Origin of the sequence: Salinivibrio sp. SS2, from assembly GCF_001722075.1 — a bacterium.
Classification (GTDB): domain Bacteria; phylum Pseudomonadota; class Gammaproteobacteria; order Enterobacterales; family Vibrionaceae; genus Salinivibrio; species Salinivibrio proteolyticus.
Window position 1 is genome coordinate 13,190 of the sequence record NZ_MEBP01000113.1, and the last position, 14,381, is coordinate 27,570.

Annotated in this window: 9 protein-coding genes; 7 read left to right on the forward strand and 2 right to left on the reverse strand. The window is 50.9% G+C overall.

Annotated elements, in window-relative coordinates:
- Positions 1-57: 57 nt before the first annotated feature.
- Together malQ and BGK46_RS14370 are read right to left on the reverse strand one after the other, a co-directional pair.
- Entirely contained in the window at positions 58-2,247 is a 2,190-nt protein-coding gene (gene malQ, locus BGK46_RS14365) for a 4-alpha-glucanotransferase (protein ID WP_069590371.1), read from the reverse strand.
- 114 nt (positions 2,248-2,361) lie between these two features.
- Positions 2,362-4,812 carry a glycogen/starch/alpha-glucan phosphorylase gene (locus BGK46_RS14370; protein ID WP_069590387.1) on the reverse strand — a complete coding sequence of 817 codons (2,451 nt, stop codon included), beginning with the start codon at positions 4,810-4,812 and terminating at the stop codon, positions 2,362-2,364.
- 494 nt (positions 4,813-5,306) lie between these two features.
- Between BGK46_RS14370 and malT the strand changes: the two genes are divergently transcribed.
- From malT to BGK46_RS14405, 7 genes are all read left to right on the forward strand, one after another.
- Positions 5,307-8,015 (forward strand): HTH-type transcriptional regulator MalT, encoded by a 2,709-nt coding sequence (gene malT, locus BGK46_RS14375; RefSeq protein ID WP_069590373.1) that lies wholly within the window; start codon positions 5,307-5,309, stop codon positions 8,013-8,015.
- A 192-nt stretch (positions 8,016-8,207) separates the two neighbouring features.
- A complete protein-coding gene (gene pulA / locus BGK46_RS14380) occupies positions 8,208-11,105 on the forward strand; it encodes a pullulanase-type alpha-1,6-glucosidase (protein ID WP_084781489.1) in 2,898 nt (965 codons plus the stop codon).
- Between the two features lie 101 nt (positions 11,106-11,206).
- Positions 11,207-12,136: a DUF368 domain-containing protein gene (locus BGK46_RS14385; protein WP_069590375.1), complete on the forward strand. Its 930-nt coding sequence runs from the start codon at positions 11,207-11,209 to the stop codon at positions 12,134-12,136.
- A 3-nt stretch (positions 12,137-12,139) separates the two neighbouring features.
- Complete coding sequence (locus tag BGK46_RS14390) at positions 12,140-12,619, forward strand: hypothetical protein (protein ID WP_069590377.1); 480 nt, start codon at positions 12,140-12,142, stop codon at positions 12,617-12,619.
- On the forward strand, positions 12,616-13,206 hold the full coding sequence (locus BGK46_RS14395; protein WP_069590379.1) for an SCO family protein: 591 nt from the start codon (positions 12,616-12,618) through the stop codon (positions 13,204-13,206). The genes BGK46_RS14390 and BGK46_RS14395 overlap by 4 nt, the downstream gene beginning before the upstream one ends.
- Positions 13,206-13,682 carry a copper chaperone PCu(A)C gene (locus BGK46_RS14400; protein ID WP_069590381.1) on the forward strand — a complete coding sequence of 159 codons (477 nt, stop codon included), beginning with the start codon at positions 13,206-13,208 and terminating at the stop codon, positions 13,680-13,682. Before BGK46_RS14395 ends, BGK46_RS14400 begins: the two co-directional genes overlap by 1 nt.
- Before the next feature lie 185 nt (positions 13,683-13,867).
- A complete protein-coding gene (locus BGK46_RS14405) occupies positions 13,868-14,092 on the forward strand; it encodes an LPP leucine zipper domain-containing protein (RefSeq protein WP_069590383.1) in 225 nt (74 codons plus the stop codon).
- Positions 14,093-14,381: the final 289 nt, after the last annotated feature.

Here is a 14,381-nt window from a genome sequence, read left to right on the forward strand (position 1 = left end):
TTGGCTGTCACCGAGGATAGAGCGTTAAAACGTGGCATCGTGGTTATATATCGTGAATCATGCGACCGACTGACGGCTGGCGTGCTGTCGAACGCGGGTTAAATCACGCGCCAGTTGGTTCACTTCCTCTTTGCTAAATAAGGCATCGAGGTTCACCGAAAGCTTACGACGCCAGTTAGGATATTCATCGACCGTCCCCGGAATATTGACTGGCTTGTCCATTTCTAACCAATCTTCCAGTTGCACACTCAACAACGCAGACTGTCCTGCCGCTACATGCAACTGCAACGCACGGCTTAGGTAGCCATCCATTGGCACGTAACGCGCATCGTCACCGACACCTTCCGGTAACATGCCATGCCAACGCACACTGTCTAGAATGCCTTGTTTGGCTTTTAAACGGCCATCAAACAAGGCTTGCAACTGTGACTCGTCCGGATAAAGCCCCAACTCTTGTCCCATTTTCAAATCGTCGCAATGCCAAAAACCTCGGATGGTTGGCATATCATGGGTACACAAGGTAGCCATTGCTTGCTCCGCATAATGGGCAGGGGAGATAAAGCCACCATCGTCTTTCGAGGTTTCAAAGAAGAAGACCTTGTAAGAATGCACCCCCGCATCACGCAGTAAATCGACAATTTCATCGGGAACCGTACCAAGATCTTCACCAATTACACTGCACTGATGACGGTGCGACTCGAGTGCCAAAATCGCCAGCATGTCTTTAACGGGATAATAGAGGTACGCGCCTTCGGTGGCATTTTTCCCTTTTGGGATCCACCACAAACGGAGCAAACCCAACACATGATCGATGCGCAGTGCGCCGCAGTGTTGCATGTTTGCGCGTAGCAGCTCGATAAATGCTTCATAGCCGGTTTCTTTCAACGCATGCGGGTCAAACGGCGGTAGTCCCCAGTTTTGACCTAATGGCCCCAGCACATCCGGTGGCGCACCGATACTCGCATCCAGCACCAATGGCGAATGATCGGACCACGTTTCGCTGCCCGCATCAGACACCCCAACCGCCAAATCGCGATACAAACCCATCGCCATGCCTTTTTCTTCAGCCAGACGCTGTGCTTCTTCAATCTGTCCTTGTGCAATCCATTGTAAATACATATACAAGTGGACACTGTCTTGGTGCTGCTCAACAAAGGCCTGGGTCGCCGCACTTTCATAGCGTCGATACTTTTCGGGGAAGACTGGCCAGCCCCAAATACTGTCATCATCCGCGCGCAAATGCTGATGCAATGCATCAAAGGTCGCTTGTTGCTTCAAGCTATCGCCTCCTTGCTCAACAAAGTCAAGAAAGGCACGGCCGCGGGCTGTGTCTTGGGTTAGGTGTCGCTGTTTAAACTCCTCGAAAAGCAAGGGTAAAACGGCCATTTTTAGTGCCGCGACTCCGCTGTAATCGACCCAATGCGTTTCGCGCACGGCCTGCAAACGACGCTGAAAGTCGGCACTGCCCACCAACTGCTGAGCCTTGGCACTTAATGCAAACTCCGACACGGCACTGACATCGATATAGAGTAAGTTCAACCAACGACGTGACGACGGGCTATAGGGGCTCGCTGCTTCTGGGTTGGCAGGAAATAACGCATGAATAGGGTTAAGACCCACGAAATCTGCGCCACGCGACGCCAGATCACTGACCAACTGCTTGAGATCGCCAAAATCACCAATCCCCCAGTTATGCGGGGTACGCAGCGTATAAAGTTGAATACTCGGCCCCCACATTTTTTTGTGTTGGTCGAGTTCAGGCTGCATGTAGCAACGCGCAGGTGCCACAATTAACGTCATTTCATAGGGGGTTTTGCGGCGTTTTCTCATTACCGACAAACGGTGGTATCCCCAGGGTAAGGTGCAGGGCAGATTGAAGACCAACGGCCCCCCTTCACGACGTTCATCACGCACAATTTGGGATTGCAGATAGCCTTCGAAGCACTCACCTTGCTCGGTATCGATGCGCCAGCTAAAGTCACTCTCTCTGGCACTGGTGCCTAAATGCAATGCGACCTCGAGCGGTTCATCGTCGCGAATGACTTGAACTGGCGACAAAACGCCTTCTTTGTGTTTTTTCTCTGCTGAGGCCAGTAGCGTTTCATCGTTACGGGTGTCATAGCCAAGTGACGTCAACAAATCATATAAGGTGCTGTCTGGCACAGAGGCTTCAGTGCCCCATGCACTGATGTAGCGGTCGGCTAAATTTGCCATTTGTGCGACTGTTTTAAGTGCAGGTTGTTTCATCGCATTCTCCGAGGGGTCCGCCCCCTTCTTTTATCGGCCATTGCAGTTATTGTTATTGTGGGTGGCACCCTATGTCGTGCCATCCATTTAGCATGTCAGCTTGGTATCAAAGGCTTAGCGTTTTACCGCTTTCAGTTGCCAAATGTTAGTGACATAGTCTCGAATTGAGCGGTCAGAGCTAAATTTGCCCATCAGCGCGGTGTTCAAAATTGCTTTATGTGCCCACAGCGTTGAGTCACGATAATCGCTATCAATTTGATTATGAGCACGCACATAATCGGCAAAATCCGCTAAGCACAAATACGGGTCGCCACTGGCCATCACACTATCGAATACCGGACGGAGTAATCCTGGGTGTCCCGGCGTGAAGGTGTCATCCAACAGGCTATCAAGCGACGCTTTTAACAGCGGCTGTTGATGGTATTCGTGATCAGGGTGATAACCTTTCTCACGCAATGCATTCACGCCTTCCACGTCGAGGCCGAAGATATAGATATTGTCATCACCCACTTCCTCACGAATTTCGACGTTCGCGCCATCCATGGTCCCGATAGTCAATGCACCATTAAGCGCCATCTTCATATTGCCGGTGCCCGACGCTTCTTTGCCGGCCATCGAAATTTGTTCAGACACATCAGCAGCAGGAATAATGATTTCCGCCATGCTGACTCGGTAGTCAGGGATAAAGACGACTTTAAGCTTGTCACCGACTCGTGGATCGTTATTGATCGTCTCTGCCACCTTATTAATCGCAAAAATGATCGATTTGGCGAGCGCATAGCCCGGCGCGGCTTTGGCAGCAAAGAACACCACACGAGGCGTCATATCGAAATTCGGCTCATGGATCAGACGGTGATACAGAGAAATCACATGTAACAAGTTCAGATGTTGACGCTTGTACTCATGAAGACGTTTGATTTGAACATCAAAGATGGCGTCAGTGTTTAGCGTGATGTCTAGATGGGTTTTTACCCAATCAGCAAGACGCTGCTTGTTGCGCTTTTTCACTGCCATAAAGGCTTTTTGGAACGCTTTGTCATCAGCATACTGGGCAATTTGCTCCAGTTGCTCGAGATGAGCCGGCCATTGGTCGCCAATTTTTTCACTGATAAGGGCAGAGAGATCTGGGTTACAGAACTTCAACCAACGACGTGGCGTGATCCCGTTGGTCACGTTTTGGATACGGCCCGGATAAAGCGCATCAAATTCAGGGAAGAGATCGCGTTTTACCAACTCAGAGTGCAACGCCGCCACACCGTTGACCGCGTACGAGCCAATCACACAGAGGTTTGCCATGCGCACCATGCGCTCGCCCTGATCGTCAATCACAGACAGCACTTGCTGTTTGCGGACATCGCCCGGCCATTTCGCAGCAACGTCTTGCAAGAAGCGGTGGTTGATTTCAAAAATGATTTCCATGTGACGCGGCAGCAAGTTCGCCATTAACGACTCGCTCCACGTCTCCAGCGCTTCTGGAAGCAAGGTATGGTTGGTGTAAGCAAACGTCTGGCTGGAGATAGACCAAGCGTCATCCCAGCTCAAATGATGCTCATCCAACAGCACTCGCATCAGCTCAGGAATGGCGATAGTCGGGTGAGTATCATTCAACTGAATGGTTTCATAATCTGGAAGGGCAGCCAGTGGGTGGCCAGCATCTAAATGGCGACGAAGAATATCCCCAACGGAGGCCGCACTGTGGAAGTATTGCTGCATCAAACGCAACGTTTTACCCGCATCATGATTATCGTTCGGGTAAAGCACTTTGGTCAGGTTGCCTGCATCAATCGCGGCTTGTTGCGCACGGGTATAGTCACCATCATTGAAGGCATCGAGTGCAAATGGCGTCAGTGCTCGACCTTCCCATAAGCGAAGTGGATAAACCGTATTACTTTGATAGCCCACGATAGGCAGATCCCAAGGCATCGCTTGAATATGAAGGCTAGGAACCCATTCGCGGCGCGTGTGACCGTTTTCTTCAATCACCGCTACGTGGCCATAAAAGCCAACCGTTTGGGCAAGGTCAGGACGAACCACTTCCCACGGATAGCCTTCTGGCTCACGCCACGCATCCGGTGCTTCTTGTTGGGCGCCATCTTTAAATGATTGACGGAACAGACCATACTCATAGTGCAAGCCATAGCCGACCGCTGGATACTGTTGGGCTGCGAGCGAGTCCATAAAACACGCGGCCAAGCGGCCCAAACCACCATTCCCCAACGAAGGATCACGCTCTTGCTCAAGCAAATCGGTCAGGCCAAACCCAAACTCGCTGACCACTGCCGCAATTTCATCGTAAAGCCCCATGCTGATCAGGTTGTTGCCCGTTAAACGGCCAATCAAAAACTCAAGGGATAAGTAGTTCACACTCTTCGCTTGTTTGATGGCTAAATCGTTTTCTGTCGCAACCAGATCACTGGTGGTATGTTCGGCCAGCGCGCGGCCTAAGGCGAGATACCAATCGCGCATCTCAGCGGTTTCGGGGGTGCGACCAAGCTGCGTCAAATGCTGGGTCATACTGGCTTTAAAGGCGCTTTTATCAAATGCGTGTTGCTGTTTAGGCGTCATGTCATCGCTCTCGTAATGGAAGAAAATCTCGATGACAGTCATCCTGCCCAAGCCTGTCGATGCAAACATCCTCCCGAGACAGGAGGAGGAAAGGAGGAGTTGTCAGGGCGTAGAGAGCCACATCACAAGCTGTGAGTGAGCTTGCTCTCATCAATGGAGGAATTTCGTGATATTGAGGTGATAAAAATCACAATTTGAGGGAACACTGACCAAAATACGGCTGTGAAAAAAGAACAATCCCTTTTGTTAATTTTGTGCGCTAACGCAAATTGTGGGGGCATTCATCGTCTCTGGCGTGTAACATCTTCTATATTCCGTATCCGAAACAATAAAATTAGTGACTTTAATCACAATTAAAAGGCGTAGCTGCACCAAAATAGAGCAATTGCACCATTATCAGCGCTGGATCATAGTTTGTGACAGACCAGTTACATACACTTGCGTACAAGGATAAACGCGGCAAAGCCGCACTCGCTGTAAAGGACCTTCTCGCTATGTGGATCCCGTCAAAACTTACCCGTCCCGGCCGTCTCTACAATGCCATCTTGCGCCCGCGCGTATTGGATATCCTCCAACAAGCGCCACATTACAAATTGGTGTTGTTCCGCTCGCCGGCAGGTTACGGCAAAACCACCATGGCCGCACAATGGCTCGCCGATCAAAACCATGTCGGCTGGTTCAGCATTGATGACAGCGACAACGACAGCTTCCGCTTTATCAACTACTTGTTGCAAGCATTAAATAAAGCGACCCACGATGGGTGCCCCAATACCGTTAAGCTAGCAGAAAAACGCCAGTTCTCATCCCTGCGTGCGCTGCTCTCCGATGTTTTCGCTGAGCTGGCTGGGTTACAGTCCACCTGTTATCTGGTATTGGATGACTACCAATTGATCGACAATGAAGACATTCACGAAGCAATGCGCTTTTTTATTAAGCACATGCCCGATAGCCTGACTTTGGTGGTGACCTCGCGCGCGAATCCGCCGCTAGGGACAGCAAATTTGCGGGTTCGCGATCTGATGATCGAGATCGGCAATGAACTGCTTGCGTTCGATAATGAAGAGACCACCCGCTTTTTTAATCAACGTGTCGCCGATGGTGTCGACGAAACCACCGCGAGCACCCTTTGTGCCTACGTCGAGGGCTGGCCATCTGCCCTACAATTAATTGCGATTCAGGCTCAGCATCAAAAACGGACCCTGATGCAAAGTGCCGCCTCCTGCGCGAGTTTTAACCATGCCCACCTTTGGGATTATTTGGTCGAAGAAGTGTTCGATCTGCTGGACAGTGAAACTCGTCAGTTTTTAATGCAAGTTTCCGTGCTGGAAATGTTTAATGACGAGCTGGTCTTTGCGCTGACCGAGCGCGAAGACGCGCTCGGCATGCTCGAATCGCTCAACCGCTACGGTTTATTCATCTATCCGTTGGAAGGAGACAATAACTGGTTCCGCTTCCACCATTTATTTGCAGAGTTTCTCGCCCATGAGCGTCAAGCACGGATCCCTCAACAGCAACAACACTTAAACCGACAGGCAGCATTGGCTTGGCTAAAGCTGAATACGCCCCATCAAGCATTGCGCCACGCCCGCTACGCCGAAGACGATACCTTGATGGCGGATATCCTCAATCAGCATGGTTGGCGTATGTTTAATCGTGGAGAGCTCTCGACCCTAGAGGCGGCTATCGGCCAAATCAGTAATCAGTTGCTATTCACCTACCCCAACTTAGGTCTGCTACGCGCGTGGTTAGCGCAGAGTCAACACAGATATCATGAAGTCGGCGAACTTCTCGCAGAAGCAGAGCAAGCCTACCAAGAACGTAATATCACGCTTGATATTGATTATCAGGGAAATGCCAACGCGTTACTGGCCCAAGTTGCCATCAATCGCAATGACCCTGACCAAGCGATGGCGCTGGCTGAGCTGGCACTCAGCCAACTTGACAGCGCGAACTATCGCGGTCGCATTGTCGCCACATCCGTGGTGGGAGAAGTAAATCACGTGGTTGGGCAGCTTGATCGCGCTCTGTCTATGATGCAGCAAACAGAGAAACTCGCGCGCCAGCATCAAGTCTATCACCAAGCGTTATGGGCGATTTTACAACAAAGCGAAATTTTGCTCGCACAAGGCTACGTGCAAGCGGCATTCGAATTGTTGGATAGCGCCGATAAATTGATTGAAGATCAGCAGCTCCACCAAGTCCCTTTGCATGAATTTGCGCTGCGCTTGCGGGCACAAATTCTATGGTGCTGGCATCGATTGGATGAAGCCGAAGTCTGTGCGCATAAAGGACTTCGCGTGCTGGAAACGCAGCCGCCGAGCAAACACTTGCACAGTTATTCCATGCTGGCTCGCGTCGCGATTAGCCGTGGTGAGCTCGATAAAGCCTCAAAGTATATCGACCATATCGAACACCTTCTTCGTGAATCGGTTTACCACGTAGACTGGACCGCCAATGCCTCGCTGTCACTACTCTTATACTGGCAAGCCAAACATGAGCTCACCAATATCGATGAATGGCTCCATCAAGCCGTGCGTCCCGACACTGCCAGCAACCATTTTTGCCAACTGCAATGGCGAAATATTGCCCGTGCGTACTTACAACTGGGACATCATGACAAAGCCCGCGAGGCGTTGGCCTTCTTACGTAAAGAAGCCGACCGCGCATGCCTAGTCACGGATAAAAACCGCAACCTGATTGTGGAAGCCGTACTCGCCAGCCGAGAGCAGGAAGAAGAATATGCGAAAACCCTACTGCAAGAGGCGCTCACGCTAACCAACCAGACCGGCATGGTGGGTAACTTCTTAATCGAAGGCGAGGCTATTGCGCCCTTACTGCACCAATTGCTTCAACAGCAAGCACTCGGGGCATTAGAGCGTCATCGCGCTCAGCAACTGCTGAAAGAAATTGCCAGTCATCAGCGCAGCCGCGCCGTTCACTTTGATGAAGATTTCGTCGAAAAATTGGTGAAACACCCCAACGTCCCCGAGTTAGTGCGCACCAGCTCGCTCACGCAACGCGAGTGGCAAGTCCTTGGGCTCATCTATTCGGGCTTGAGCAATGAACAAATTGCTCAAGAGCTCGATGTCGCCGGTACCACCATCAAAACGCATATCCGTAACCTTTACCAAAAGCTGAATATTGCAAACCGCAAAGAAGCGATTGTCACTGCAGAAAATCTACTGCAACTGATGGGTAGTTAACGGATGAAGCCTACGCCTTTGGCTATTCGCTAAGGGCGTAGGCGCTGATTATTCTCCGCCTACCTTTCGTGATACGTTATTGAATTATTGAAATATTTTCTTATTCATCAGTTGATTTATAACGCGATCACAGTTGGTACATTTCACCTTTCAGTAAGCTTGGCCTCCCTACAAAACATAAAGGTCAACCTGATGAATCATCTGTTAAATAAACATCCTCTTGCACTGCCTTTTACGATTGCCTCGGCAATCGTATTAACAGGCTGTCCGTTAAATGACGATAACCCTGACGTCGATACCAACCCAACCGCCAGTGTTCGTGATGCGGGCACCAGCGATGCCAGTGTGCTATTTGCTGACGCCGATACCCTGCTCACTCATCAAACCAACGCCACCTCGCTCACCTTGTATTACTCCGCTGATGGCACGATGCGCTATAACCCGGACACACAACAGGTGGAAAACGCCACCGCGAGTGTCGAATCCACCCTTGCCACGCGCGATCATTGGCAGACATCGTTTCCCCATTTGCAAGGTAACGTCAAAGGGTTCGATTTTGACTTTGTTGACGCTGATATTGCGCTGAAGCAATGGCTTAAAGGACAGCTTCTCGCTATCGCCAAAGACGGTGATACCGTATTAACCGCAACCGATGTGCAACCGGCCCGCGCGCTTGATGCCTTGTACGCAGAACACGCCGAAAAACTTAACTATGGGGCCATCCCTGACGCTGGACACACTGAGTTTCGTCTTTGGGCCCCTACCGCACAGCAAGTCTCGCTGGTGCCCTATCAATCGGCGAGCGAACAAAACGCGCCCAAACAGCGCCAAACGCCCATTAAAATGGACTTCGACGCCGAGTCAGGAAGCTGGCATGTTGCCACCACGGCGCTGAATCATGGTGACTATTACCGTTATCAACTGTCGGTCTATCACCCTGTCACACACCGTGTCGAGCGTCTCGAAGTCACGGATCCTTACTCACATAGCTTGTCGACCAACTCCAGCTATTCACAGGTGGTCGATCTGAATGCGCCCGCGCTTAAACCCAGTGGTTGGGATACGCTGAGTGCGCCTCACTCGCAGCAAAATCCCGCCAACAGCGTGATTTATGAGGCGCACGTGCGTGATTTTTCCGCGCTCGATCAATCCACTCCCCAAAATCTGCGCGGCAAGTACCTTGCTTTTACCCAAAACACCACTGAGCCAGTCAAACACTTAACCGCGCTCGCGCAATCTGGGGTTACTCACTTGCACCTACTCCCCGTGTTTGATATTGCCTCCATCAACGAAGACGTCGCACAGCGTATCGATGTCACCGACCGCTTCTCCACGTTATGTGACAAAGTCCCCTCACTGAAAGATACCCCAAGGCTGGCCAGTGAGTGCGACAACAATCAAACCATCCGAGCGGCCTTAACGGATTTAGCCACCCAAGACAGTGCTGACACCCCCTATGTGCAAACGGTAATGGCGGCGATGCGTCAGTACGACAGCTTTAACTGGGGTTACGATCCTTTCCATTACACCGTGCCTGAAGGCAGTTATGCCACCGACCCTGAAGGCACCGCGCGTATCCTCGAGTTTCGTAAAATGGTCATGGCCATCAAACAGAATATCGGCATGAATGTAGTGATGGACGTGGTCTACAACCACACCCACCAAGCGGGCTTAGGGCCCTATTCTGTGCTGGATAAAGTCGTGCCTTGGTATTATCAGCGCCTTAACCCCGTCACTGGGGACGTTGAGCAATCCACTTGCTGCTCAAACACCGCACCTGAGCATCGCATGTTTGCCAAGCTGATCGATGACTCGATTGCCACTTGGGTGAAAGACTACAAAATCGATGCCTTCCGTTGGGACTTGATGGGGCACCATCCGCTGGCCCAGATCGAGCACACACTTGCCGTTGCCCGCGCCATCAATCCAGATGTGTATTTCTATGGTGAAGGTTGGAACTTCGGTGAAGTCGCCAACGATCGCCAGTTTGTCCAAGCCACCCAAGCAAATCTTGCAGGCAGCGGTATTGGCTCATTCTCTGACCGACTTCGGGATGCGGTTCGTGGCGGCGGTCCGTTCGATGGCGGCGAGTACCTGCGCAAAAACCAAGGCTTTGGTAATGGTCAATGGGTCGCCCCCAATGATTTGCAACAGCAAAACAGCGGGGAAAGAGCCAGTGCCCTGCATAATGCCGACCTAGTTCGTTTGGGTATGGCGGGTAACTTAAAAGATTTTCAGTTGCAGATTGCCAATGGTGACGTCGTGCGCGGGGACGAAGTCGATTACAACGGTCAACCGGCTGGCTACGCGCAAGATGCTTGGGAGATTCAAAACTATGTCTCCAAGCACGACAACCAAACCTTGTGGGATAACAATCAATACAAATTCCCTTACGCCATGCCGCTTGCGACACGCGTCCGCGCCCAAGCCGTGTCACTCTCCACTGCCCTGCTAGGACAAGGGGTGCCTTTTATTCACATGGGCAGCGAGCTACTTCGTTCAAAATCCATGCAGCGTGACTCGTACGACTCGGGCGATTGGTATAACCGCGTCGATTTTACCCAACAAACTACGCAGTGGGACCAAGGGCTGCCGCGTGAAGATAAAGACGGCTACAACTGGCCGATGATTGAAACCGTGATTGCCAATCACAACAGCGAGGCCAAACCAACACCACAGGCAATCAGCGCCATGGACAGCTACTTTAATGAGCTGGTGGCGCTGCGTGCGTCGTCAGGGCTGTTCCACTTAGGCCAAGGCAGCGTGATTAACCAACGTGTCAGCTTTCACAACACCGGCGCCTCACAGATCCCAGGGCTAATTGTGATGCAGCTGGATAACAGTGGTAGTCTGCACGACAGCTCGATTGATGCAACGCGTGACGGCATTATCGTCGCGATCAATGCCTCAGGCACGGCGGTCAATGACTATACCAACATCGACGCTACCGACTATCAGCTTCACAGCTTGCAAGCCAATGCGGGCAACAGCTCGATCGCGTATAACCAACAGGCCGCTCACGTAACCAACGGCAAACTCACCATCCCCGCGTGGTCCGTCGCCGTATTCGAGAAACCTCATCAACCTTAATCGTATTGGGGGGAGTGCTGCTCCCCTCTTATAATTCCCCCTACCCCACAGGATGAATGTCGGTATAATGCGCGTCTCAGCTTTTATCGATGAATAGCATTATGATCAAGAACCTGATCTCAACTTACCTTAAAGGCATGGCGATGGGCGCTGCGGATGTGGTTCCTGGTGTCTCTGGCGGTACGATCGCATTTATTACCGGTATCTACACGCAGTTGCTTGAGAGCATTCGGCGTATCACGCCGCGCCTTTTTACACTATGGCGCCAAGAGGGTTTCAAAGCGGTCTGGCAACATGTTAACGGCACCTTTCTTTGTGTACTCCTAGCCGGCATTCTGACCAGCATTGCCAGTTTGGCAAAAGGGATCAGTTGGATGCTCACTCATCATCCCATTCCACTTTGGTCGTTTTTCTTTGGCCTTATCATTGCCTCGGCCTTTCACATGGCCAAGCAATTACCAACGCCTAAGTTCACCGGTAAAACCCTTGTCGCCGGTGCGCTGGGGGTTGGGTTTGCTTATTGGATTACCGTCGCCAGCCCACTTCATTTGACCGCAAGCCCGGCGACAGTGTTTCTCTCCGGCGCGATTGCCATATGCGCTATGATCCTGCCCGGTATCTCCGGCAGCTTTATTTTGCTTTTACTTGGCATGTACAGCCCTATTTTGAGTGCAGTTCATCAAGCGCAATTTGGCTTATTGGGATTATTCGCTGTTGGCGCGGTAACCGGCTTACTGACGTTTTCGCACCTATTGTCATGGCTGCTACGCCGCTATTATGCGCTGACCCTCGCGTTTCTGACCGGCCTGATGTTAGGTACCTTGGGTAAGATTTGGCCTTGGAAACATACCCTCACTTGGCGCACGAACTCATCCGGTGAACAAGTGCCTCTGGTGCAAGATAACCTCTTGCCCGGCGCCTACGAGGCCGTGGTGGGACATCCGGCACAAGTTGGCCTTGCGGTGATTGCCATGATAGCGGGCTTTGTGTTGGTATTGCTGTTGGAGCGCTTTGCCCCCAGTCAGGACTAAATCATGGACTCTTCTCTCACCGACTCACGTAGCGGTCATCGCCTGCTGACGATTGCAGGCATTGTCGCAGTATTTGCGCTCGCATTCAGCGCACCGACATGGCTAAACACTCTTGCCGATTGGATAGAGGGAGGCTCAACGGCCTCTCTTAACCATTGCTCATTAAACCAACAAACCTGCCATTATCAAGGCTATCAAGCCAGTTTATCGGACCCGACCGTCCACCCCATGCACGCTAACACGCTGACCTTCACAACATCACAACCTCTTAATAGCGAAACCCTACTAGTTAAGCTAAAAGGTGTTGAGATGAACATGGGAGAATATCGCTTAGTGCTGAATCAAATAGACGAAATGCACTATCGCGGCGATTTGATGCTTCCAGTCTGTACTGAGCAGACCATGACGTGGGCAGGAACCATTACGGTACCGGATCAGGGTCAAACACAATTTCCGATCAAAGTGACCATGGAGCGACCATGAGCAAAAAAGCATGGCTAGTGGCATTATTTGCGGTTTGTTTGGGGTTAGGCGCACGCGCTTACTATGACAGTTATCAAGTGAAGCAACAGCAAGCACAGGCTGGCGCCTTACAATCAGATGGGCAACCCTTCAACCTTTTCAATGAAGCCGATCCTCGGCCCCGAATTGTTTATTTTGGTTACACACACTGCCCAGATGTGTGCCCCACCTCGCTGGCGGTATTATCAGCGGCACTCAAGTCACTGCCGCAATCGACACAAGATGCGGTGTCACCGGTCTTTATTACGTTGGATCCAAAACGGGATACCAGTGAAAAGGCGGCCGAATATGCCCATTTCTTTCATCCGGCCATCACAGGTGTGAGTGGCAGTAACGAACAAATTGATCAACTGGCGAAGCGATACGGCGTTTTGTATCAAATTACCGAGCTTGAAGACTCCGCCATGGATTATGCCGTTGACCATAGCTCATACTTTTATTTTCTTTCTCCGAACGGTGAGCTTTTAGAAAAGGTGCCCCACACCTTGAACCCTCAAATGATCACCGCCGCTATTTCTCGAGTGACTGACACCAATAAGGAACCATAATGTCGTTTTTTCGCCTTTTTATCTCAGCCATTGCACTTTTCACTGCATCTTTCAGCCATGCTCATGGTGAGTTTTTTATCCATGACGCCTATGCGCGCGCCAGTGCACCGGGCGCCCCTAACAGTGCCGCCTTTATGGTGTTAGACAATCAAAGTGATGTGCTTAAACGTGTTGTTAGTGCCCAAACTCCTGCGGCAAAACGCGTTGAGCTACACGAGCACGCCATGGCAGATGGCATGATGAAAATGCGTCAAATCCCACAAATTCTGGTGCCCAGCGGCGAACAAGTTGTCCTTCAGCCGGGCGGCTTGCATGTTATGTTGTTCGACTTGGTGAAGCCTCTGAAAGTGGGCGAACAGATTTCCCTAACCCTGACCACTGCTGATGGCCATTCACTGACCAAGCAAATTCCAGTTAAATCTGTCATGGGAGGCATGCAGCACCATAGCGATGAAGGAAATCATCACCACCAATAGCGTTTAACACGTCTTAATGGATGAGTCACACAGCGCGTTAAATGTTAACTGTGTCAAGGTATGGCCGCCAAGTTGAGGATTCAGCAGCAAAATCTCCTATCACCGTCTATGGTAAAAGGTAGTCGCGCTTGCGCGTGACCCTTTTGACGTGATTGCTATCTCCAACAACAATAGCGAGGTTCTCTATGAAAATCCGTCCAATGGCGCTAGCAGCAATAGCTTCAACCGTGTTGCTCGTCGGCTGTACTAGCAACACTGCACTACAACAAAGTGTTGATGATTTATCCGCGAAAGTCGATGCGCTGTCTAACGACGTTTCCATGATGAAAAATGACTCTCAAATGGCGTATGACGAAGCAAAACGCGCCAATGAACGCATTGATAACATGGCACAGTCTTATACAAAATAAGGCAAGATTGAAAGATAAAAACGGCGCCTTCGCGCCGTTTCAGATTGCTGACGAACCCCGCCTTTTTAGGCGGGGTTCTTTTTGATAAGCGGCCGTAGGCCGCGATCGCGATATTTTTTGTTAGAGAGTGGTCATTACCGACCAACGCCTAAATTGGCGGATAGAAGCCAGTATTTGCCTTATATCCGCCATGTTAAAGCCACATTTTCTTAGATCAAAACTAACCACACTAACGCCATCCACACTCTTTATTTACCACTACCTCCCTGGACGAGACTCATTCACACCA